This is a genomic window from Maribellus luteus (assembly GCF_003576475.1).
GTDB lineage: Bacteria > Bacteroidota > Bacteroidia > Bacteroidales > Prolixibacteraceae > Draconibacterium > Draconibacterium luteum.
The window spans coordinates 17,786-39,361 of sequence record NZ_QWGR01000018.1 but is presented as its reverse complement, the minus strand read 5'-3'; the positions used below and the strand labels follow the sequence as shown (position 1 = coordinate 39,361).

Sequence of the window (21,576 nt, the reverse complement as noted above, 5' to 3'; positions counted from 1 at the left end):
TATTGTTCTCCATCTGCTTCTCACAGAAACTAAAACCGACAAAACTAATTGGTCAGGAAATCGAGTACATTGCTGGCACCACTCGAACGACCACCTTTGTAAAATTCGGTATAGCCACATCGTTTGCAGGATACAGCCGTAAACCGCCGGTTTTGAATATTAAAAAACTTGGTAAAACCAGCGCCGGTAGTGCGAATTTCATCTACTTCATAATCCCAGCCACTGCATTTCGGACAACTAAAAGCTTTTTTCATGACGTTTATTTTTGATTTTTCTGTTTCCTCCTTATCAGTATCACTTTTAAAAAGAAATTACTAATGAAATCAGCGACACAACCATCGAAAGAATAATGAAAACTCACCGCGTCTTTATTTTACTGCTTGCCGAAAAGCAAAGTTTTTCCCGATCGCTCTTACACCTATCTGTTTTTGCTTATTCGCTGTTCTTTTTTAAGCGTTTGGCGTCTTTTAATGCATTGTAAACAATCCATTCCAACTGCCCGTTAATACTCCGAAAATCATCAGCCGCCCATTTTTCCACTGCTTCCATCAGATCCGGGCTGATGCGTAACACAAATGTTTTCTTCTTTGACATTTCAAGCTGTTTTTTTCCCTTTCATCACTTTATCCATCGCGTATATAATGGCTTGCTTTTTCTGTGTGCCTATAAGTATTTTTTTCCCATTTTTCAGGTGTAACTGAAGTCCGGTTCTCCCCGAAATAATGTATGCCTTTCCTTTTCGCCTGCGATCCTTGATCCCATATCCGCCGTATTCCCGGTACGGTCTGTACTTTCTTAAACGGTAAGAATGAATGCCGGACACACTAATTTTTTCCCATCTCTTTTTATAGGGGAAATACCTGACATATATGCCGTCTTTGTCGATTTTAGTCTGCAAACGCGAAACTGAATTAATGACAATGACCATAGTCAGTATAGCTAAAAACAGTAAAACAACTACCATAAAAGCCGGATCCGAAAAAACTTCCCCCGTAACTCTTTTCCTGCTGTAGCCGAGACGGATAAACCAAAAACCCAGTATTCCCGTTCCGAACAGAGTTGTAATCAATATGGTTTTCAGCATCCTTCGTTGGCCTACCTGTTGTTCTTCCAGAAATAGTGGTTTTTCCATTCTTATCGTTTATTCTGAATTAATCCCTTATTGCGCCTGCATCATCTTCTTTATGGCGGATTCAATTGCCTGCTTTTTTTGTGTTCCAAATAAAATTTTCCGACCATCCGTAAGATAAAGTTGCAAACCAATATTTCCGGTTGCATTCAATGCCTTATTCCGCCGGCTTCCTTTTATCCCCCATCCTCCGTATTCTGTGATCGGATTGTATTTTCGAACCTTAAAACTTTCGATTTCACTTTTACCGACAAGCTTCCATTTTCTGATAATCGGAGGATAGCGGTATCTAATGCACTCTTCACTTATCTCAACAATAAGTTTCATTTTTGCAACAAGCCAGATGATACCTGACATTAAAACCATAACCAAAGAAAGCACAACAACCAAGTCAGAAATACTTCCTGAATGATTTCCGCAATGTTTTCCAACAACCACTTGTAAAAAAATGCAATAAATAAAAGGAAGAGTTGATATCAGCGTAACCGGTATAAGCAGCATCCATAACCATCGCTGAGAGAATTTCTGTTCTTCCCGAAAAAGAACTTTATCCATAACATTAATATAATGTTCCGGTATTTACGATGGGTGTGGCATCTTTATCTCCGCAAAGCACCACCATCAGGTTACTGACCATGGTTGCTTTTTTCTCTTCATCCAGGTCCACAATTTTCTTTTGGCTAAGTTCGTCAAGCGCCATTTCAACCATGCTAACCGCGCCTTCCACAATTTTGTAACGTGCCGCAACAATCGCCGTTGCCTGCTGGCGTTTCAACATTGCCTGGGCAATTTCCTGGGCGTAGGCAATGTGGTTTATCCGCGCTTCAATAACATGAATACCGGCAATATCGAGCCTTTCTACAATTTCCCGCTCCAGCTCGTTGTTCACTTCCTCGGTTCCGTCGCGCAAAGTAACCTTGGCGGTTTCGTCCTCTATATTATCGTACGGATAAAGACCAGCCAGTTTTCGAAGTGCGGCCTCGCTCTGTACCAGCACAAAATGCTCGTATTCATCCACGCCGAAAGCAGCTTTGTAGGTGTCTTCCACTTTCCAAACCAGCACCAAACCAATCATGATCGGGTTCCCCAGCTTGTCATTCACTTTAATGGTCTCACTGTCAAAATTCCGTGCACGCAGCGAGATTTTCTTCTTCGAAAAAAACGGATTAACCCAGTAAAACCCGTTCGTTTTAATGGTTCCTTTATAGGCACCAAATAAAACCAACACACAGCTCTGATTCGGATCTACAACCGTAAATCCGATGGCTCCGAGAATAAAAATCGGAATTAATACTACTGCAGGAACAATCATTTCCACCAGAAACCCTGCAACGATGAGTACTAAAATAACCAGTTCCAATAACAGAACCAGATAACCCGACAAACCAGAATATTGCTTTTCCATGACATTAATACTTTAGTAATTTGATATTATTTTAATATCACGAAGTTAAGATATTTTATCAGCATGACAATATTTGTCCGGTAATTTTTATTTTTGACATTTGAAAAGCAGGGTTATTATCACACAATTCAACATCTGAATTCTATATATGAATAAATCATCCATCAAGTTTATTAAAGAGCCAATCAATCAATTTATTAAGCTCGAAACATCCAGCAGTATCATTCTGTTTGGCACCACAATAGCAGCCTTAGTTCTCGCTAACAGTCCATTAAGCCAAGATTTTCTTGGTTTTTGGAAAGAGTACATAACTTTTAGCTTGCCCGGCTTTGAGCTATCAAAACCCATTTACAAATGGATTAACGATGGTTTAATGGCCATTTTCTTTTTCCTGATCGGGCTGGAAATTAAGCGCGAAGTTCTTACTGGAGAGCTGAGCCACATAAAAAAAGCATCGCTTCCGCTATTTGCTGCGGTTGGCGGGATGATAATCCCCGCAGCGCTTTTTACCATTTTAAATAAAGGAAATGCAGGTGGCGAAGGCTGGGGTATTCCCATGGCTGCCGACATCGCCTTCTCTCTGGGAATCCTGACTTTACTGGGAAAAAGAGTCCCTCCGGGAATAAAGGTTTTCCTGATGGCTTTTGCCATTATCGACGACCTGGGAGCAGTTCTGGTAATCGCCTTCTTTTACAGCACCAACCTGATTTGGACCAACATTTTCGTTGGGCTGGGCATTATCGTTATCCTCGGTCTTCTGACGAGATTCAATTACTACTCAAAATACCTTTTCTTCATCGCCGGTATGATTGTTTGGATATTGTTCCTTAAATCAGGAATCCATGCAACCATTGCTGGTGTGCTTATGGCACTTACCATTCCTTTGCAAAGGAAAACCAATACCCTTTCGTTCTATCGCAAAAGCAAGGAGCACCTCGATGCATTTATCGAAGAGTGTGATGAAAAAGAAGAAACAGCGGTACTAAGTAAGAAACAACTTCATATTATCGATGACCTGCAGGAGCTGACCGAAACAACTTCGTCGCCGCTTCAAAACCTGGAGCACCACTTGCACGGCTGGGTTTCGTACCTGATTATGCCGCTTTTTGCACTGGCAAATGCCGGGGTTATCTTCAGCTTCTCCGGCGACTCAAATGTGGCTTTGTCCGTCAACCTTGCCATCAGCATGATCATCGGAAACTTTATCGGAATCTTTACGTTCTCCTGGCTGTCCATAAAATTGAACATTGCTGAACTTCCTCAGAATGTAGGATTCAAACAGCTGGCAGGTGTATCCTTTTTGGGAGGACTTGGCTTTACCATGTCGTTGTTTATCAACAGCCTTGCGTACAGCGACACGGTCCTTATCGATTCGGCCAAAATGGGAATCCTCATCGGTTCAACCATTGCCGGAATACTTGGATACGTTACCATACGCTTAACAGCTAAAAAGGAAGAATAAAAGGTACATTTGAAAACAAAAAAAGTAGTGCGTCTAACTCAAGATGCACTACTTTTTTTTGCTCCAATTGGCTCTGAATAGCTGCTGAAATACGGTTCGAAGCAACCAACAGGAAATAAAAAAGGCACCGATTGGTGCCTTGCAATTAATTTAAAATCATTTCTACATATCCCGCCGATTCTGTCTCTAAAACATCGTAAGAGCGGGCAAAATCCAGAATGTTCCGGATGGACTTTTCTGATGGTCCCATTTCTTCAGTTTCTAAAAGATCAACCTCATTCTCAGTTTCTGAGTTACCGATAAAATCGACATTACTATGAATATGGCTGATACAATAAATCAAGGTAGAGAACTTTTGCATAGGCACTTTCATTTTTTATTTACCTACAAAACGCCCCCTGTTTGTTATTATTGTGTTAACGGAAGTTAAATCATTGTTAACGACAATTTCTTCTTATCTATCAGTTTCCGAAGATTAATCAGCGCATAGCGCATCCGTCCCAAAGCCGTATTGATACTTACATCTGTTTGTTCCGCTATCTCCTTAAAGCTCAGCCCCATATAATGCCGCATATAAATCACTTGCTGCTGATCTTCAGGCAATTCGCGGATCAAATCCTTAACCTCGCTTAATATTTGGGTATTTACCATTTCGTCCTCAATGGTCTGTTCCGAATATTTCTGAGAGTTAAAAATATCCACCTCCGAACTGTCGTTTGAGACGGTTCCTTTTAGCTTTACCTTTCTGAAATGATCGATGATCAGGTTGTGCGAGATGCGCAACACCCAGGAAATAAATTTTCCGTTCTCGATGTATTTTCCCTTTTTCAGCGAACGTATCACTTTTATGAACGTTTCCTGAAAAATATCTTCAGCCAGTTCCTGATTTTTAACAACCAACAGAATATACGAGAACACCCTGTTCTTGTGTCTTAAAATTAATGTTTCCAGAGATTCTTGATCGCCGTCCACAAACCTTCGAACGAGCTCATTGTCGTTCAGTGAGTTAAGTTTGAGCATTACCTTCTATTTAAGTGTAAACAAAAAGTAAAATTTTTCTATAGGCGTCAATTTTTAAGTGTGGTACAACTATTATTGTAATTTTGTGTGATCCAAAAATGGAACATTTCAACGAAAAATACAAGTTTTTTTAACGGATTATTGCATTTATCATCAAAATTATGTCCAATAGTAAAAGCTCAAAATACATAGAAATTCAAAATGCCAGGGTCCACAACCTAAAGAACATCAGTTTAAAGATTCCCCGGAATAAGTTCATTGTTGTCACAGGAGTATCCGGATCAGGCAAGTCGTCGCTGGCTTTTGACACGCTTTTTGCTGAAGGACAGCGCCGGTATGTGGAGAGTCTTTCTTCCTATGCGCGTCAGTTCCTCGGAAGGATTAACAAACCTGAAGTTGACTTCATCAACGGGATTCCGCCGGCCATTGCAATTGAACAAAAGGTAAATACAAGAAATCCGCGATCCACAGTCGGTACCTCCACCGAGATTTACGACTACCTGAAACTTTTGTTTGCGCGCATTGGAAAAACCTACTCCCCTGTATCCGGACAAACAGTAAGCAGGCACAGCGTAACCGATGTAGTGGACTTTATCAATTCGTTTGAAGAAGGCACCCGCATCATTATTGCATCGCCGCTGATTCCCAAAAACGGAAGAAGCATTTTGGAGGAAGCCGAACTTTTGATGCAACAGGGATTTTCGCGCCTCGAGACCAACGATGAAATAATAAAGATCGACGAGCTGATTTTGGCCAAAAACAATGATTTCTGCAAAGGAAGCTGCAACCTGGTTATCGATCGGCTGTCGGTACAGCGCGACGAAGATACCCAAAGCCGGATGGCCGACTCGGTTCAAACCGCTTTTTTTGAAGGACGTGGCGAATGCACCGTAAAAGCCTTTTTATCCGGCGAAGTGGAAAGCGCACAATTTTCCAATCGTTTTGAAGCCGACGGTATGGAGTTCGAAGAGCCAAGCGTTCACATGTTCAGCTTTAACAACCCGGTTGGTGCCTGCCCCACCTGCGAAGGCTACGGGAAAGTAATCGGGATCGATGAAGACCTGGTTATTCCCAACAAGTCGCTTTCGATTTACCAAGACGCCGTTGCCTGCTGGAAAGGGGAAAAAATGAGCGAATGGAAAAACGAACTGATCTACTCGGCCGAAAAATTCGGATTCCCGATCCACAAACCCTTTTACGAGCTCACCGAAGAGCAAAAATTCCTGATCTGGACCGGCAACCAGTATTTCCAGGGATTAAATGCCTTCTTTAAATTTCTGGAAGAAAACAGCTACAAAATACAATACCGCGTAATGTTGTCGCGCTACCGCGGAAAGACAGTTTGCCCCGAATGCAAAGGCAGCCGCTTGAAACGCGAAGCCGGTTATGTAAAAATCGCCGGAAAATCGCTTCAGGAGCTGGTTTTGATGCCTGTTACCGAATTGCGGGAGTTTTTCCTTCAATTAGAGCTAACACCTCACGATGTTGAAATTGCCAAAAGAATCCTCATCGAAATCAACAACCGGCTGGTATTTCTTTGCGACGTTGGCCTGGGCTACCTTACCCTCAACCGTCTGTCTTCCACTCTTTCGGGAGGAGAATCGCAACGTATTAACCTGGCCACATCGCTGGGAAGCAGCCTAGTAGGCTCACTTTATATTTTAGATGAACCCAGCATCGGTCTTCATTCCAGAGATACCGAGAAACTGATAAAAGTATTGCGACGTTTGCAAATGATCGGGAATACCGTTTTTGTGGTGGAACACGACGAAGAGATCATCCGGGCAGCTGATGAAGTGATCGATATTGGCCCGCTGGCCGGCCAACACGGTGGCGAAGTGGTTTTCCAGGGGAACCACGAGGAGCTGGCAAAAAAACCGGAAAGTCTGACCACCAAATACCTGACCGGCGTTGAAAAGATCCCGGTTCCTGAGCGCCGTCGTAAATGGACCAACTTTATTGAAGTGGTAGGTGCACGTGAAAATAACCTGAAAAACATCCGGGTAAGATTTCCGCTGAATACAATGACGGTAGTAACCGGAGTTAGCGGTTCGGGAAAATCGTCACTGGTCACCAAAATTCTGACACCTGCCCTTACCAAAATACTCGGTGGCTATGGCGAACGAACCGGCCATCACGATGCGGTTCTGGGCGATTACAAAATGCTGGATGCCATCGAATTTATCGATCAAAACCCGATCGGAAAATCATCCCGCTCCAACCCGGTTACTTACCTGAAAGCCTACGACGAGATCCGAAAGCTGTTTTCGGAACAACAGGCCGCAAAAATACAGGGATTAAAAGCCTCTCATTTTTCGTTTAACGTGGATGGCGGCCGTTGCGACGAATGCCAGGGAGAAGGAACCATTAAAGTGGAAATGCAGTTTTTGGCCGATGTTTTCCTGGTTTGTGAAAGCTGCGGCGGAAAACGTTTCAAAGAAGATGTTTTGGATGTTCGTTATCATGATCACAACATTGACGACATTCTGAATCTCACCGTTAATCAGGCGATCGAACTGTTTGCAAAAGGAAAAAGCTCAACCGAAAAGAAAATTGTGAAACGCCTGCAACCTTTGCAGGATGTTGGATTGGGCTACATAAAACTCGGGCAGTCGTCGAGTACTCTTTCCGGGGGAGAAAGCCAACGCGTGAAACTGGCCTCGTTCCTGGCGCGCGAAAAAGATGCTCCTACCCTTTTTGTTTTTGACGAGCCCACTACCGGTCTGCACTTCCACGACATCCGGAAACTGCTTGATTCTTTTAATGCCTTGATCGCGCGCGGACATTCGATTATTGTTATCGAACACAACATGGAGGTGATTAAATGCGCCGACTGGATCATCGATTTGGGACCGGAAGGTGGAGACAAAGGAGGGAAACTCGTATTTGAAGGACTGCCTGAAGATTTGATCGGGATGGAAGATTCATATACCGGACAGGCTTTGAAAGAAAAATTAACGTCGTAGAATACTACCCGCTAAAGAGTAAATTCCTGCCACAAGCAAAACAAAAAGGGGGAAAATCAGAATTGTGCCGGTAATAGCTGTCCACAAAGTAAAGTTTAGCGGCGCATTTTGAAAAGAAAAGGACCAATTACCTGAAAGCAAAAAGGAAATAATCCCCCAGGCAATTGCAAGAATTAAATTGGCACTCAGTATTTTCCTTGCAGTCCGACGGATATTTCCAGAGGGTTCTCCTGCCACAAAGCTGCGGGTGAGATACGCATAAGCCACAAGCATACTCCACGAGATTAGTGTCCCAAATGGGAAATGAATTTGCCCGATCAATTCATACGTAAGTATGTCAGGGTTAATCCGATAAAAATACACCATCAGCAAAACCCAATTAAGCAGGGCAATTACTTTTATAACTTTACTTCGCATTACTTTCACCAACAATTAAAGGTAAACGTTTCCATTCGCGGGTCAACATAAAAGCAACCACTATTGCCGACAAAAAATCGGAAATGGGGAAGCTCATCCAAATGCCATCAATCTGAAAAATACCGGGCAAAACAAGCAACAAAGGAATCAGCGCAATCACTTGCCTAAACAGCGTTGCAAACATCGACAAGCCGGCTTTTCCGATCGCCTGAAAAAAGTTGGAAGCCACCACCTGGAAACCAACAAAGGGGAAAGCCAGCACAAAAATCCGCAGTCCGCGCGATGCAATTTCGTACAGCTGCTGACTGTCGCTGTTAAACACCTTAATGATGATTCCGGGGAAAAATTCGATAAACACAAATGCACCAACTGAAATTAGCGTAGCTGCCACCAACGAAATACGCAAGGCATGTCTGATCCGTTCCACCGATTTAGCCCCGTAACTAAACCCGATAATGGGCTGCGAAGCCATATTCAGCGCCACAATAGCCATTACCACCAGAGAAACCACCGAATTGATGATTCCCATCGCACCAACAGCCAAATCACCGCCAAAGCCGATCAGTTGTTTATTGAGTAATCCCTGTACAAAACTGCTGCTTATTTGCATCGAAAAGGGTGCCATTCCAATTGCCACAATTTCCAGCAGAATATACCAGTCGATTCTTATATTCTTCAATCTTAAGCGAAGAACCGCCCGCTTGCTCCACAAGAAATGGAAAAGCACCCAGACCATTAGCACAAACATGGAAATAACGGTTGCGTAAGCAGCTCCTTTTACTCCCATATCGAGCCAAAAAATAAAAATCGGGTCCAGAATCAGGTTGGTGACGGAACTCAACAACATCGAAATCATGGCAATCCGGGCATTCCCTTCCGAACGGATTACGTTATTCAGCGAAAAGCCCACGATCATAAAAAGGGTTCCGGCCAGAACAATGTCCAGGTAATCATTGGCATACTGGAAGGTTTCTTCCGTTGATCCAAAAGATTTTAGGATGGGAACTTTAAAAATGTAGGTTACAACCGTAATCAAAAGCGATACGATTACCATCAGCACGAAGCCCGTTCCCAGCGTCTGCTCGGCGCGGTCCATTTGTTTTTTCCCCATGTTAATGGAAACATAAACACCGGTTCCGATCCCGATCAGCATTCCAAATCCCATCATCACCAGCATAATCGGGAAAATAACCGAAACACCCGAAAGCGCCTCTGCCCCAACTCCCTGCCCAATAAAAATCCGGTCAACAATATTGTACAGTGCATTGACAAACACACCCACAAAGGCCGGAATAAAGTACTTCAGCATTAACCGGCCAACATTAGCCTCCTTTAACTCTTCAATATTTTTCATGAATGCCCCAAAGGTACCGAATAATGGAAACATTTAAGAACGAGCTTTGTTTTGGCTCATTTATTAACGTATTTTTACAGCCGTTCAACAGAAGAAAATCAGATAAATGAAACAGCAAAAGATAGATACAGCAACAAGAGACAAACTGTTTTCAGCCAATGCAGAAACGGTTTTGGCAGCCGTAGAATCACTGCAAGAAAAGGGAAACAAAGAATATCTTCCGATGCTTTTTGAAATTCTGCTTTCGGCTCCGGAAGCAGAAGTAAAAGAGGCGATTTTGAAGCTGCTGGGAACCGTGAAAGACAAGGAAACCATTCCGGTTTTTATAGAAGTGCTTCAGAATGAGAAATACAAAAACATCAGAAAAGAGATTATCACCACCTGCTGGCAAAACGGGCTCGACTTTGGCAATTATATAGGAGTTTTTGCCGACCTCGTAATCACCGAAACCTGGGAGATTGCTTTTGAGGCCTTTACTGTAATAGAAAACCTGGAACATTTTCCACCGGAAGAGGAGTTCAAAGCGATCCGTTTAAAAATTGCGGGAGCCTTACGAACGGCTGATGAACGTAAACAATATTTTCTGGAAGAGATATTACGAATGTCCTCCTAAAAAGAGGTGAATACTTGAAAGTTGCGGTAAAAATAGGGGTCCTGTGTATGTTTGCGTGTGCAAACCTGCTGGCACATGCGCAAAACGAAAGCCAGTTAAATCCGTTTTGGAACCCGGTAATCGCCAACCCCGGATTTGCGGGGTTTGACAACACCACTTCCCTGCGAACCGGCAACCACTTTTACCAGCTGAATGACTCCATAGCCTTCAATCTATTTTATGCCACTTACGATACGTATTCCGACAAGCTGAAAGGCGGAATCGCATTTTATTTCCAGCAGGGACTGATTGGCAGCCGCAACATCAGCACCACAGAATTTGGTTTTAGTTATGCAGGGTTGCCGAAAAAGACAAAAAACGGTACCATCCGTCTTTCGGCAGGCGGCTATATTTTAATGGCGACCAAACAATCGTGGGTTCACACGCTCGACCGGATGTTGATTGATCCCGAAACACCGTCCAACCTCCCGGGTCCAGAGTTCATGCGCTACGTGATAGTCAAACCGCGCGTTGGCTTTTTATGGGATACCGAAGCGCTCACCTGCGGAATGACCATGAGTGTTCCCCTGAAAATGGACATGGCCAGCGACTCGCTTGACACAAAAAATAACCCGGTCAGCCTGGTTCTCTACTTGTCTAAAAAAAACCGAGGCTTTAAAAACGGACTCCGATCTAAGCCGTTTATTCTCACTCCCGAACTGATTGTATCGTACAACACCGACCTGTTTCTGAGTCGTTTCAGAGTATTTACCCAACACACCCGTCATACGCTGGGGGCTTTTCTTCAAAGCGATTTTACCAACAACGTTCACACCCTTGGAGGCACCGTTGGCTATGCCAGTGATTATACCCGGATTGACTTGAGTGCCGGAGCCGGAATTCCGGGAATTTCAGATGAAATTGGCTTCTGTGTGGAACTTGCCCTGCGCGTTACTATTCCAGAAGTTGATTACTCCCGAATTAATCCGTGGGCAGTTAAAAGAAAGTAGAAATGATTTTGTACTTTGGCCGGCCTAACAACTTAACCGGGATCTGATGAACCTTGGTAGACTCGTGTATATAGTGCTCTTTTTCCCCGTTGTACTCTTCGCTCAAGATCCGGGGTATTCGCAGTTTTTTGCCAATCCGCTTCATTTAAATCCAGCTTTTGCAGGCACCTCGGAGCTCCCGCGTGCGGTTGCCAATTACCGGAATCAGTGGCCTCAAAACGGCTCTGCATTCAGCAACTATTCTGTTTCGTATGACCGCCTAACCCAAAACCTGAAATCAGGAATCGGTTTTCAACTCTATTACGACCGCGAACCCAACAGCATCGTAAACACGACTTCAGCCAATGTTGCCTATTCTCATCATGTTCAACTGGGAAAAGAGACATTTATGACTCTTGGCTTACAGGGAGGACTTATGGTAAAACAGTTCGACCTTAACCAGCTGGTGTTCCCCTCCAACATCGATCAGATTTCAGGAGTGATTACCGGAGGTGCTCCCATGACTATTTCCAACGACCGAAAGATATTGCCCGACTTTGCCTTTGGAACAGTGGGACAATACCGCGAAGTATTCTGGGGAGCAAGTGTTCACCACCTTAACCAGCCTAACGAGTCGATTATTGAAGGAGATCAAAAAGGCAGATTGCCTATGAAAATAACCATACACGCAGGTGCCCGTTCAAAAAATTTCCATCACGGACTCTTGTCGCGCGAATACAAGCTTTCGCCCAACATACTTTACCAGCAGCAGGGAAGCTTTAAACAGTTAAACCTGGGAATTTATATGATTGAAAAAGCATTTGTATTTGGCGGCTGGTTCAGAAACAATCTTGACAAACGCCCCGATGCCATAATTGCATTAATAGGACTTGCCCGCGAGAAATTCCAGTTCGGCTATAGCTTTGATTACACGCTTTCTAAACTATCGAACTACAGCTACGGTTCTCACGAAATATCACTGACATTTTTTATGAATGTTAAAAGAAAAAGAGTTATACAAAACAAGTTGCTGGTACCGATGATTTAATGAGTGGTTGCTTTGCATTCCTCATGTTTCATCTCCCACGGCACTACAAACTGCTGTTCAACCGTCTCCCAACTTTTTTTCACAACCTTCACCCGATACCCTTTAAATACCTGATACTTTTTGTCAGCCAAGTCTCTTCTGGTCCTCTCCATTTTATTCATTTTTTCATTCATCAAATGGAGTCTACAAGTTACGAAAATTAGGAGCGAAATAAAATGTTACAGAGAATGTGGAATGTTAATATTTTTGAAAAGAAAAGGTTAATACAACAAGGTTACATTGCCTTGCTGCGTGTGCTTTTTTGATTTAACATCGATGTATTGAAACACCCAGGTATAAACACCCGCCGGCGCATCATTCCCGTTACTCATCTTGCCATCCCAGCCCACGGAAGAACTGTTGGATTCAAAGACCGTTTCTCCCCAGCGGTTATAGATCATCAGCTTGTAACCATCTTCAATTATCCCTTTTCCGTAAATCCTGAACTCACGATCTTCTTCCGTTGCAGCATTGGGCGAAAAAGCATTGGGGGGGAAAAAGCGGTCGAAATCAATACCGACAATGCGCACCAGCGTGTCACTGCAACCAAAATCGTTGGCCACCTCCAAACGCACATGAAAATCCCCAATATCATTGTATTTGTGTACAGGATTTTCTTCTTCCGAAGCAGAAGTATTGTCTCCAAAATCCCACAAAGACGAAGTGGCCGCGTGGCTGTTATTGTAAAAACTGATTCCCGGCGAAGTAATCACCGCCACTTCAGGAACAGGGTCGAATGCAGCTACAGGAACCGGGTAAACACTAACAAGATCGTCCATCACTTCGAAATTCCGGCAGCCTGTGTTCGACAGTACAGTTAGACTCACATCAAATGTGCGAACGGTATCCGATGGATTAACAAATGAATAAATGGGTTTCTGTTCCGGCGAGCTGTTTCCATCACCAAAGTCCCAGGAATAAGAAGCAGCTGACTCAACAGCAGTTGCAGCCAACTGGGTTGAATGAGGCGAACAACCTACCGGATCATCCACTATTACCGAATTTTTAGGAACAACCGAAACCGGTTTCTCAGATGAATCAACACACCCTTGTTCGTTTACCTTTAGTCCAACGCTACGGTCCATTGTTTTAAAACCGAGCGGAATTTCCACTTCCATCAGATCAGTTTCCGAAGCAAACTCTTCGCCGTTGTAATACCAGGTAAAAGTGGCTTCGTTTACAGTTATTCCTTCAAATTCCAATTGCAGGTTGTAGCCTTCGCAAGTAGTCTCATCCAGTTTAAATTTTGCTTCCGGCTGGTTATGCACCCCCAGATGAATGGTATCGATGTATTCGCAGCCTGACTGGGCAATCATATCCAGTTGGAAAGGATAAGTCCCGAATTCGGAGACAGTAATTGTGGGTGAATATGTATTTCCATCAACAACTGAGACACGTGAATCAAGCGGTGTCAGGCTTATAGCAGGTTGACCGTTGGTAAACGCGATTTTAAATTTCTGCGTCAGTGTGCCGCATAAAAAGGTATCCATCTGGTTGTAGTCGAGTTCAGGCGCTTTGCTGTCTTTCACATCCACATAACTGGTGGCAGAAAGTTTTAATTTCGGATCGCCGGGCATACCGCCGTATTCCACCACATATCCCTGCGCCCTGTAATACTGGGAATTTGGACCGCCCCCTGCATTGGGCAGATCGTTCCATGATTTTGGTATCGTACCCGGATTCGCATTAATATGTGCATAATCTTCCCCAATTCCAATGTTGCCAACATTATTGGGTTCCCCGTTATTCCAAAACGAAAACATGTTGTTTACACGGTAACCATTGGGGTAGGTCCCCTGCCAGAAGTGCGTACCGGCTTCGGGGCCGGTTACCCACATCCACTTTTCTTCGGTGGCTTCGTCGCTGGCGCCAATCCACCCCACTCCATCAATTTTTGTCCAGATAAAATCGTTTTCAGCTCTCGACGTTATGGTGGCCAAATATCCCTTCAATCCATAATAATCGGCATTGGCAGCCAAATCGCGGGCTTGTTTCCAGGTAACATCCAACTTGGGAATGTACTGATAAAAGTGACCGGAATCCGCCGTAAAAGGCAGGTAATCGGCATCGCGTAAACTAATGGAAAAAGAACGAGTTCCACCAGTCGGATTCGAGGATATATTCCGGTAATAAACTTTTTTTGCGGCCTCTTCATACGCTTGATCGGTTCCCACACCCGTAATTTCCAGAGACCCCGTGTTTCCATCCCATTTATATTTAAAAGATCCTACTTTATCAAACTCCAGCACATCTTCCCCTTTTATGTAATTTGAGATGGAAATCTTAATCCCCTCGTTGTCCTGATCTACCTGGATGTTTTCAATGGTGATTAGAGGTGCCACTGCAACCGGCTCGGCACAATACAACATTACTTCGGTACTTGGATTCTCAATTACCGGATTATCTGCACTTTCGGCCAAAACTAAACCGGCCATCCCCATAAAAATGACAAGTTGGAAGAGGAAAGCCGGTTTAAAGAAGGTCATTGTATAATTTCTTACTTTTTGTTCGAGAAATATTTCATAAACTGCGAACGCTCGTACAGCAACGGATCAGGAATGTTTTTGTACGACAGTCTTCCCCTGAAATCGGCCACCGTTTTAAAGTTCCATTTTTTCATAAAAGCAGTCATGTCTTCCAGCATTTTCGGAACAACACCCGCTCCATTCACATACAACGAAGAACAAAGCTGGGCAACTTTGGCACCGGCCAGCAGTTGTTTAAGAACGCCATCGCCATCGTGAATACCGGTAGATGCAGCAATATCTAGATTATTAATCGCTGACGAAACAATACCCACCCAGCGCAGACTTCTGCGTATATCTGCCGGAGAACTAAACACTTCGGAAGCGGTCAGTTCCAGTGTTTCAAGATTAATATCAGGCTCGTAAAAACGGTTAAACATTACAATACCCGCAGCGCCGTTGGCCTTCAGTTTATCGGCCATACCGATGATGTTGCTGTGGTGCAGTCCGAATTTCACCGACACCGGAATGGATACTTCCGACTTTACCTTTTTCAACACATCCAGATACAATTGCTCCACCACACCGGGTTTCTCGTTGCGATCGGTTGGCAGGTAAAAAATATTCAGTTCGATGGCATCGGCACCGGCTTCTTCAAAATCCCGGGCAAAACTGGTCCACTCGGCCGAGCTCACACAGTTAATGCTGGCAATAATCGGCACATCCACTGCTTCTTTGGCTTTCTTCACCAGCTCCAGGTGTTTGGTAACCGTATTGTCGCGCAGGTAATTCTTTATGTAATCCTCCGCCTCGGGGTACGAAGTGTTCTGCTGGTCTTTGCTCAGCATATTGGTTACTTCGTTGTTAATCTGCTCCTCGAAAATCGATTTCAGCACAATCGCGCCAATACCGGCTTCGGCCAGTTCTTTAATTTTTTCTACTGAACTCGTTAAACCCGAGCTGGCTGCCACAAGCGGATTTTTCAATTTCAATCCCAGATATGTTGTTTCAAGATTTACCATCGAATTTTATTTAAATGATTATTTTCTACACCCAACTTCTTTCGTCGGGCGAAAAAGTATCGAAATTTAGTTTTTATTTTGATAATTCCTCTCTCCAAAAATTTTACTCCCCACCCGTATCATGGTACTTCCTTCTTCAATCGCAAGCGGGTAATCGTCCGACATGCCCATCGAAATTTCACGAAACGAATCGGCTGCCGAAAAATATTTATTTTTCAGAACAGAAAAAATATTGTGCAACACACGAAACTCTTTTCTGATCTGATTTTCATCATCAGTATAGGTAGCCATTCCCATTACTCCGGCAATTTCAATGTTTTGAAGCTTCTGTACTTCGCCTTTATCCAGCATTTCAACGGCTTCCTCTTCCGAGAGGCCAAACTTGGTGCTCTCTTCGGCAATATGAAACTGTAGCAAACACCGGATGGTCCGCTTGTTTTTAGCAGCCTCCTTGTCGATCGTTTTCAGCAATTTCAGCGAATCCACGCCATGGATCAGGCTCACAAAAGGAGCCATGTACTTCACCTTGTTGGTTTGAGGGTGCCCGATAAAATGCCACTCAATATCTTTGGGCAGTTCCTCGTATTTTTGGGCCAAATCCTGTACTTTGTTCTCACCAAAAACACGCTGTCCGGCTTGGTAAGCCTCCAGAATATCCTCGTTGGGCTTGGTTTTCGAAACAGCTACCAGCTGCACGCCGGGCGGTAATCCTTTTTTTAGTTCAAGTAAATTATTCGCAATCTCCATCCTTTCGGGAATTTGCTGTAAAAATAGCAATATTGCAGAGAATCGGCGAGGAATGGCGGAAGGAATTTGAAATGAGCTACCAGCTTCGGGCTTCAAAGATTGCTTCTCCGTCATTTGACGGATCGCAATGACTCAGTTTTTATTTTTATTCAGCAGCGGACGTGCAGTGCAGTGCCCCAAACATATCATGTACTGTCCGCTGCGTGGTACTTTTCTATCGATTGTCATGGCGAGGAATCCATCCCGTTTTGACGGACGGATTCCGAAGCCAACTGCGTGCTGCTTGGTTTCAATCAATAACAATCCCTGAAATACATAAACTGCAAAACGGCATCACGCCAACATTCCCCGTTCATTATTATGCTGATACAAAATCCCGCAAGCTTTTTTATCTTTGCGCCCGCAAGATGGATATCAGGGAGGAAATAGCACAGCAAATGAATGCTTTGGGAAGCAGGGGCGAAGCCTTTGTTTTCCTGATCGACTTTGAAGAAAAGGAAGCCATTATTTTGCCGCCCGGTGACGATTCTCAACTGCTCTGGCAGGCGGGCAAGAAAGCTAACTTCACTTCCAAAAAGCCGGATTCCTCGATCGAAAAATGGGAAATACATCCGATCTCTTTTGAGGATTATAAAAAAGGCTTTGACCGGGTGCAATACCACATTCACAACGGCGACACCTATTTACTCAACTATACCCGCCCCACCTCCATCGACTGCAACCTTTCGCTCGAAGAAATTTTCCACCTGAGTTCTGCCCGCTACAAGCTTCTGCTGAAAAATCGTTTTGTGTGCTTTTCGCCCGAAACCTTTGTGCAGATCAGGCAGGGCAAAATTGCGTCTTTCCCGATGAAGGGAACCATCGACGCCGATAGCGAGAATGCACAGGAAGAATTGCTGAAAGATTCGAAAGAACTGGCCGAGCACAACACCATTGTAGACCTGATTCGCAACGACCTCAGCCTGGTGGCAGAAAACGTGACGGTGGAAAAATTCCGTTACCTCGACCGCATCAAAACCAGTCAGCGCGATTTGTGGCAGGTAAGCTCAAAAATTACCGGCGACCTTCCCGTGAATTATGCCCAAAACATCGGCGATATCCTTTTTACGCTTTTACCCGCGGGATCGATTTCAGGAGCGCCCAAAAAGAAAACCTTGGAGATCATCCGGACAGCAGAGAACTACCAACGGGGTTTTTACACCGGTATTTTCGGTTATTTCGACGGCCACGATCTCGACAGTTGTGTGCTTATTCGTTACATCGAGAATGAAAACGGGCAACTGGTGTACAAAAGCGGAGGCGGAATTACATTTATGAGCGACGCAGAAAAAGAATACGAAGAACTTTTAAAAAAAGTGTATGTCCCAATTATTGATTGAAACCATTAAGTCTCTAAACGGAGAACTTTATAACCTCCCCTATCACCAAAGCCGCTTTAACCTGGTCAGGAAAAACTTCCTGGGCTGTACCGATACTGTTTTACTCAAAGACCAGATTCAGGTGCCCGAAGAATGCAAAAACAGCCTTTTTAAATGCCGCGTACTGTATTCGGAACAAATTGAAAAGATCGAGTTTTTACCACATGAATACAGGACGATCCAATGTCTGCAAGTGGAAAAAAACGATACGATCGATTATGCCTACAAATATGCTGACCGCGAAAAACTCACTGAGCTGTTTAGCCAGAGAGGTGATTGCGATGATATTCTGATTGTAAAAAACAACTGCATTACCGACAGCTACACAGCCAACCCGGTATTTTTTGACGGCAACGAATGGTGGACACCCGACACGCCTCTTTTAGCCGGTACTCAACGTGCCCGCCTGCTTTCGGAAGGAAAACTAAAGGTTTGCCGCATTACACTCGACGACCTGGGGAAATATTCAAAAATAGGCTTGATCAACGCGCTGCAAGACCTCGAAACCATGCCGTTGATGGACGTGGAAAACATTCGGCGCTAGCACCGTTGTTAAAATTTCAGTACCAGCAGGAACAATAGAAGATCTTCTCTCAGACAATGTAAAATGTATCAGCCAGGTCTCTGCTTACAAAAGAGCCGGATGATTTCCGAGGCAAAATAGGATGTGTATTCATTGAGCATTTGGGCTACAATGGCTATATTCGCGGGTCAAAGACGCTGAAGTACCATAAATCAACTAAAAAATGAGAAAAATATTTTTCCTGGCTATTGTCGGCTCCCTACTTTTTACGATCGGATGCTCTCCAAAGAATTCCACTCAGAAACCCAATGTAATTCTGATATTTATCGACGACATGGGCTGGTCAGACCTTTCGTGCTTTGGCAATACCGACGCCCAAACGCCCAATATCGACAAACTGGCTACGCAGGGGATTTGTTTCGAACAGTTTTATGTGAATGCCCCGATATGTTCTCCGTCGCGGGTAGCCATTTCCACCGGAACCTATCCGCAACGCTGGAATATTACTTCATACCTTGAGTTTAGCCAGCGCAACAAGGAACGTGGTATGGCCAACTGGCTCAGCACGTCAGCTCCTATGCTGGCACGAGATCTCCACGATGCCGGCTACACTACGGGGCATTTTGGGAAATGGCACATGGGGGGTCAGCGCGATGTAACCGACGCCCCGCCAATCAGCGATTATGGTTTCGACCAGTCGCTGACCAACTTCGAAGGAATGGGTGCCAAGCTGCTTCCCCTCACCAAAGATGAAAGCGGGAAAGTGGGACGCATTTGGGAAGGAGCAGAAAAACTGGGACAGCCCTTTACATGGATGCAACGCTCGGAAATCACAACCGGCTTTATTGATTCAGCTATTCAGTTTATCGGAAAAGCAGAGAAAGCCCAGCAACCTTTTTATGTAAATATATGGCCCGATGATGTGCACAGCCCTTACTGGCCTCCTTACGAAGAATACGGCTTGGCAAAAGAAGCCGGAAAAAGAGGTTTGTACCTCGCCGTACTCGAAGCCATGGACCAGCAGTTTGGTAAATTGTTCGAATACATTCAAAACAATGAAAACCTACGCAACAATACCCTGATTCTATTCTGCTCGGATAACGGGCCTGAAAAGGGAGCAGGAAGAGCCGGTAACCTGAAAGGCTACAAAGCACATTTGTACGAGGGTGGAATCCGCTCGTCGTTAATTGCCTGGGGACCCGGATTTATGCAAGAGAAGGTTCAGGGAACAAGAAACAAGGAATCTGTTTTTTCGGCCATTGACATTCGCCCGTCTCTGCTTGAGTTTACAGGAACCGGCAAGCCCGAAAATTCGCTCTGCGATGGTGAAAACCTTGTGGAAACGCTGCTGGGTGAATCTGCTGCTTCGCGACAGGCGCCTATTTTTTACAGCCGCCCGCCCGACAGAAAGAATTTTTACGGATTTGACAGCCTCCCCGACCTGGCGGTTCGCGAAGGTGACTGGAAACTGCTGTGCGATTACGACGGAAGCCGTCCGGAGTTGTACAACATTGTTTCAGATCCGGGAGAAAACAACAACCTCGCTCCTGACTATCCGGAGAAGGTTAGCGAACTGGCAGAAAAGGTGACATCGTGGTACCGGTCAATGCCCTGTAGTACGGCGCCCACATCCGATTAACGAACATGGAAAACATCAGAAGCTAACAAGTGGCTTTCGCAACCGGGAACGTGGAATTTTCGCCATTGGCATCTACCAGTGAAAAGGCGTTATTACCACACCCGTTTCAATCCAGTCGGCACTGGCTCCCCGGCGGGTTTTTAAGCCCAGTTGTAACTTCACATGCCGGGTCCAGTCAAAACGCAATGCAGGCCGTAAAAACAACGGATCTTTTCCTTTGTCATCACCCAGGTAGGTTCCGGCTTCCAAAAGAACAGCCAAACGCCAAAAATGAAAGGCTGCTCCGCCATGAACTCCGAGCAAATTCCAATCTTCCGATTCCGGATACCTGGGCTTCAGGCTTTCATCCCTAAAAAAGTCGAAACCAGCCAGAAACGAAAGCATTGTATTGTAACGATATTCATAGTCTAATACAAAAGAATAAGCAGGGTAACGGTTTACTTCCGCAACACCGTCCTCCGCATAGTTCTGCACGGTTCCCATGGCGGCATAAAATGAAACGCTGTTTTGCCCGATCCATTCATTGGCTTGCTTAGAAACCCTTTTTCGGCGTGCCTCCACAACGTTTTTGGGATACGGAGCCGGATCTACCTGTTTTTGTAAGCGGTTGTAATGGTAGCGGAACCCCACGTTTAAACCCAACATATTCAGGCCCCAGTTTGGCACAAAAGTCCTTCCGTTGGAGAAATGCGTGATGTCGATTCCATAGATCAAATCAAGCTCGCGGGTAAGCTGGCACGAAAAACCGGCATGCATGTTAAAGTAAACGGCAAAACGCGATCCGATGGCATCGTTCAGTGGGTTTGTCGCTTCATTATAAGGCTGAAGGTTATAGGTTAAACCAAAGGCAGGACTTATCTCGAACACATTACGCCGATGGGGCTTGCTGGTTTGAAAAGTCATCCATCCAAATACGGCATTGGGATTTCCAAAAATATCAGCATTGCCGATGTTCCCGCTGTAAAGCCCGATACCATACATCGGCTGTCCATATTTAGCAGACCATTCCGATTCTTTATCCGACTGCCACCCAAAACGGATTTCGCCTGATGAGTAGCCATCTTTAAGGAATTCACCCAGGTTTTCTCCGCCATACAAATGCGAACCACTGTGTCCTCTCAGTTCAATAATTCTAAACTTGTTGGATTGCCCCATCAAACTTCCTGTCATCAACAGAAAGAGTCCCGTAAACATCCAAATCCGTCGATTCAAATTCAATCGCATGCTGATTTTATTTTCGTTCTCTTATCAGGACAGTTGCTATTTCCAGCAACCAAACAGAGATTCAAAGATAGAGGTTTTCGGTTTTTGAGTCCATACTTCATTCCATAAAAACCCTCA

At 44.5% G+C, this 21,576-nt stretch carries 22 protein-coding genes; 8 read left to right on the top strand and 14 right to left on the bottom strand.

All coding sequences use genetic code 11. The features are described from left to right. Positions 1-44: 44 nt before the first annotated feature. The 5 genes from D1614_RS20780 to D1614_RS20760 all read right to left on the bottom strand — a co-directional run bounded on the left by D1614_RS20780 (position 45) and on the right by D1614_RS20760 (position 2,534). Positions 45-254: a zinc ribbon domain-containing protein gene (locus D1614_RS20780; RefSeq protein WP_119439917.1), complete on the bottom strand. Its 210-nt coding sequence runs from the start codon at positions 252-254 to the stop codon at positions 45-47. 178 nt (positions 255-432) lie between these two features. Further along, the gene (locus tag D1614_RS20775; protein WP_119439916.1) at positions 433-594 is read right to left on the bottom strand and encodes a type II toxin-antitoxin system antitoxin; all 162 of its coding nucleotides are present in this window, start codon (positions 592-594) and stop codon (positions 433-435) included. A 1-nt stretch (position 595) separates the two neighbouring features. Continuing rightward, on the bottom strand, positions 596-1,132 hold the full coding sequence (locus D1614_RS20770) for a hypothetical protein (protein WP_119439915.1): 537 nt from the start codon (positions 1,130-1,132) through the stop codon (positions 596-598). A gap of 27 nt (positions 1,133-1,159) precedes the next feature. Further along, positions 1,160-1,684 (bottom strand): hypothetical protein, encoded by a 525-nt coding sequence (locus tag D1614_RS20765; RefSeq protein WP_119439914.1) that lies wholly within the window; start codon positions 1,682-1,684, stop codon positions 1,160-1,162. Positions 1,685-1,688: 4 nt separating this feature from the next. Continuing rightward, entirely contained in the window at positions 1,689-2,534 is an 846-nt protein-coding gene (locus D1614_RS20760; RefSeq protein WP_119439913.1) for an SPFH domain-containing protein, read from the bottom strand. Positions 2,535-2,682: 148 nt separating this feature from the next. On the opposite strand from D1614_RS20760, the gene nhaA reads away from it, so the two are divergent. After that, positions 2,683-3,996 carry a Na+/H+ antiporter NhaA gene (gene nhaA / locus D1614_RS20755; protein WP_119439912.1) on the top strand — a complete coding sequence of 438 codons (1,314 nt, stop codon included), beginning with the start codon at positions 2,683-2,685 and terminating at the stop codon, positions 3,994-3,996. Between the two features lie 145 nt (positions 3,997-4,141). On the opposite strand, the gene D1614_RS20750 is transcribed toward nhaA, so the two are convergent. Together D1614_RS20750 and D1614_RS20745 are read right to left on the bottom strand one after the other, a co-directional pair. Then, positions 4,142-4,369 (bottom strand): hypothetical protein, encoded by a 228-nt coding sequence (locus tag D1614_RS20750; RefSeq protein ID WP_119439911.1) that lies wholly within the window; start codon positions 4,367-4,369, stop codon positions 4,142-4,144. Between the two features lie 53 nt (positions 4,370-4,422). After that, the gene (locus D1614_RS20745; RefSeq protein ID WP_119439910.1) at positions 4,423-5,016 is read right to left on the bottom strand and encodes an RNA polymerase sigma factor; all 594 of its coding nucleotides are present in this window, start codon (positions 5,014-5,016) and stop codon (positions 4,423-4,425) included. A 161-nt stretch (positions 5,017-5,177) separates the two neighbouring features. On the opposite strand from D1614_RS20745, the gene uvrA reads away from it, so the two are divergent. Continuing rightward, entirely contained in the window at positions 5,178-7,982 is a 2,805-nt protein-coding gene (uvrA, locus tag D1614_RS20740) for an excinuclease ABC subunit UvrA (protein WP_119439909.1), read from the top strand. Here uvrA and D1614_RS20735 read toward each other — a convergent pair. Together D1614_RS20735 and D1614_RS20730 are read right to left on the bottom strand one after the other, a co-directional pair. Then, a complete protein-coding gene (locus D1614_RS20735) occupies positions 7,971-8,399 on the bottom strand; it encodes a hypothetical protein (RefSeq protein WP_119439908.1) in 429 nt (142 codons plus the stop codon). The two genes, uvrA and D1614_RS20735, sit on opposite strands and share 12 nt — an antisense overlap. Then, positions 8,389-9,786, bottom strand: a complete 1,398-nt coding sequence (locus tag D1614_RS20730) for an MATE family efflux transporter (protein WP_241558145.1) — start codon at positions 9,784-9,786, stop codon at positions 8,389-8,391. Before D1614_RS20730 ends, D1614_RS20735 begins: the two co-directional genes overlap by 11 nt. 73 nt (positions 9,787-9,859) lie before the next feature. On the opposite strand from D1614_RS20730, the gene D1614_RS20725 reads away from it, so the two are divergent. From D1614_RS20725 to D1614_RS20715, 3 genes are read left to right on the top strand one after another with little or no spacing between them, the layout of a single operon-like run. Next, entirely contained in the window at positions 9,860-10,366 is a 507-nt protein-coding gene (locus D1614_RS20725) for a HEAT repeat domain-containing protein (protein ID WP_119439906.1), read from the top strand. 47 nt (positions 10,367-10,413) lie between these two features. After that, complete coding sequence (locus tag D1614_RS20720) at positions 10,414-11,355, top strand: type IX secretion system membrane protein PorP/SprF (protein WP_119439905.1); 942 nt, start codon at positions 10,414-10,416, stop codon at positions 11,353-11,355. A 46-nt stretch (positions 11,356-11,401) separates the two neighbouring features. Next, a complete protein-coding gene (locus D1614_RS20715; protein ID WP_119439904.1) occupies positions 11,402-12,382 on the top strand; it encodes a PorP/SprF family type IX secretion system membrane protein in 981 nt (326 codons plus the stop codon). Here D1614_RS20715 and D1614_RS25700 read toward each other — a convergent pair. The 4 genes from D1614_RS25700 to D1614_RS20700 form a co-directional block, all read right to left on the bottom strand. Then, entirely contained in the window at positions 12,379-12,534 is a 156-nt protein-coding gene (locus D1614_RS25700) for a hypothetical protein (RefSeq protein WP_155523346.1), read from the bottom strand. The two genes, D1614_RS20715 and D1614_RS25700, sit on opposite strands and share 4 nt — an antisense overlap. A 108-nt stretch (positions 12,535-12,642) precedes the next feature. Next, entirely contained in the window at positions 12,643-14,907 is a 2,265-nt protein-coding gene (locus D1614_RS20710; RefSeq protein ID WP_119439903.1) for a PKD domain-containing protein, read from the bottom strand. An 11-nt stretch (positions 14,908-14,918) separates the two neighbouring features. Continuing rightward, complete coding sequence (locus tag D1614_RS20705) at positions 14,919-15,908, bottom strand: dihydroorotate dehydrogenase-like protein (RefSeq protein WP_119439902.1); 990 nt, start codon at positions 15,906-15,908, stop codon at positions 14,919-14,921. Between the two features lie 66 nt (positions 15,909-15,974). Then, entirely contained in the window at positions 15,975-16,655 is a 681-nt protein-coding gene (locus tag D1614_RS20700; protein WP_119439901.1) for a YggS family pyridoxal phosphate-dependent enzyme, read from the bottom strand. 407 nt (positions 16,656-17,062) lie between these two features. Here D1614_RS20700 and D1614_RS20695 point away from each other — a divergent pair, with 407 nt between their 5' ends. The 3 genes from D1614_RS20695 (at position 17,063) to D1614_RS20685 (ending at position 20,235) form a co-directional block, all read left to right on the top strand. After that, entirely contained in the window at positions 17,063-18,034 is a 972-nt protein-coding gene (locus D1614_RS20695) for an aminodeoxychorismate synthase component I (protein ID WP_119439900.1), read from the top strand. Then, on the top strand, positions 18,015-18,617 hold the full coding sequence (locus tag D1614_RS20690; protein WP_119439899.1) for an aminotransferase class IV: 603 nt from the start codon (positions 18,015-18,017) through the stop codon (positions 18,615-18,617). Before D1614_RS20695 ends, D1614_RS20690 begins: the two co-directional genes overlap by 20 nt. 202 nt (positions 18,618-18,819) lie before the next feature. Then, positions 18,820-20,235, top strand: a complete 1,416-nt coding sequence (locus D1614_RS20685) for a sulfatase-like hydrolase/transferase (protein WP_119439898.1) — start codon at positions 18,820-18,822, stop codon at positions 20,233-20,235. A gap of 72 nt (positions 20,236-20,307) precedes the next feature. On the opposite strand, the gene D1614_RS20680 is transcribed toward D1614_RS20685, so the two are convergent. Further along, on the bottom strand, positions 20,308-21,459 hold the full coding sequence (locus D1614_RS20680; RefSeq protein WP_119439897.1) for an acyloxyacyl hydrolase: 1,152 nt from the start codon (positions 21,457-21,459) through the stop codon (positions 20,308-20,310). Positions 21,460-21,576: the final 117 nt, after the last annotated feature.

Excerpts from the sequence above, each read along its gene's own strand:
- D1614_RS20765 (WP_119439914.1), bottom strand. The coding sequence starts at position 1,684 with ATGGATAAAGTTCTTTTTCGGGAAGAACAGAAATTCTCTCAGCGATGG.
- D1614_RS20695 (WP_119439900.1), top strand. The coding sequence starts at position 17,063 with ATGGATATCAGGGAGGAAATAGCACAGCAAATGAATGCTTTGGGAAGC.
- D1614_RS20750 (WP_119439911.1), bottom strand. The coding sequence starts at position 4,369 with ATGAAAGTGCCTATGCAAAAGTTCTCTACCTTGATTTATTGTATCAGC.
- D1614_RS20725 (WP_119439906.1), top strand. The coding sequence starts at position 9,860 with ATGAAACAGCAAAAGATAGATACAGCAACAAGAGACAAACTGTTTTCA.
- uvrA (WP_119439909.1), top strand. The coding sequence starts at position 5,178 with ATGTCCAATAGTAAAAGCTCAAAATACATAGAAATTCAAAATGCCAGG.
- D1614_RS20760 (WP_119439913.1), bottom strand. The coding sequence starts at position 2,534 with ATGGAAAAGCAATATTCTGGTTTGTCGGGTTATCTGGTTCTGTTATTG.
- D1614_RS20745 (WP_119439910.1), bottom strand. The coding sequence starts at position 5,016 with ATGCTCAAACTTAACTCACTGAACGACAATGAGCTCGTTCGAAGGTTT.
- D1614_RS20775 (WP_119439916.1), bottom strand. The coding sequence starts at position 594 with ATGTCAAAGAAGAAAACATTTGTGTTACGCATCAGCCCGGATCTGATG.
- D1614_RS20715 (WP_119439904.1), top strand. The coding sequence starts at position 11,402 with ATGAACCTTGGTAGACTCGTGTATATAGTGCTCTTTTTCCCCGTTGTA.
- D1614_RS20685 (WP_119439898.1), top strand. The coding sequence starts at position 18,820 with ATGAGAAAAATATTTTTCCTGGCTATTGTCGGCTCCCTACTTTTTACG.
- D1614_RS20770 (WP_119439915.1), bottom strand. The coding sequence starts at position 1,132 with ATGGAAAAACCACTATTTCTGGAAGAACAACAGGTAGGCCAACGAAGG.
- D1614_RS20710 (WP_119439903.1), bottom strand. The coding sequence starts at position 14,907 with ATGACCTTCTTTAAACCGGCTTTCCTCTTCCAACTTGTCATTTTTATG.
- D1614_RS20720 (WP_119439905.1), top strand. The coding sequence starts at position 10,414 with ATGTTTGCGTGTGCAAACCTGCTGGCACATGCGCAAAACGAAAGCCAG.
- D1614_RS20780 (WP_119439917.1), bottom strand. The coding sequence starts at position 254 with ATGAAAAAAGCTTTTAGTTGTCCGAAATGCAGTGGCTGGGATTATGAA.
- D1614_RS20680 (WP_119439897.1), bottom strand. The coding sequence starts at position 21,459 with ATGCGATTGAATTTGAATCGACGGATTTGGATGTTTACGGGACTCTTT.
- D1614_RS20690 (WP_119439899.1), top strand. The coding sequence starts at position 18,015 with ATGTCCCAATTATTGATTGAAACCATTAAGTCTCTAAACGGAGAACTT.
- D1614_RS20730 (WP_241558145.1), bottom strand. The coding sequence starts at position 9,786 with ATGTTTCCATTATTCGGTACCTTTGGGGCATTCATGAAAAATATTGAA.
- D1614_RS25700 (WP_155523346.1), bottom strand. The coding sequence starts at position 12,534 with ATGGAGAGGACCAGAAGAGACTTGGCTGACAAAAAGTATCAGGTATTT.
- nhaA (WP_119439912.1), top strand. The coding sequence starts at position 2,683 with ATGAATAAATCATCCATCAAGTTTATTAAAGAGCCAATCAATCAATTT.
- D1614_RS20700 (WP_119439901.1), bottom strand. The coding sequence starts at position 16,655 with ATGGAGATTGCGAATAATTTACTTGAACTAAAAAAAGGATTACCGCCC.
- D1614_RS20735 (WP_119439908.1), bottom strand. The coding sequence starts at position 8,399 with ATGCGAAGTAAAGTTATAAAAGTAATTGCCCTGCTTAATTGGGTTTTG.
- D1614_RS20705 (WP_119439902.1), bottom strand. The coding sequence starts at position 15,908 with ATGGTAAATCTTGAAACAACATATCTGGGATTGAAATTGAAAAATCCG.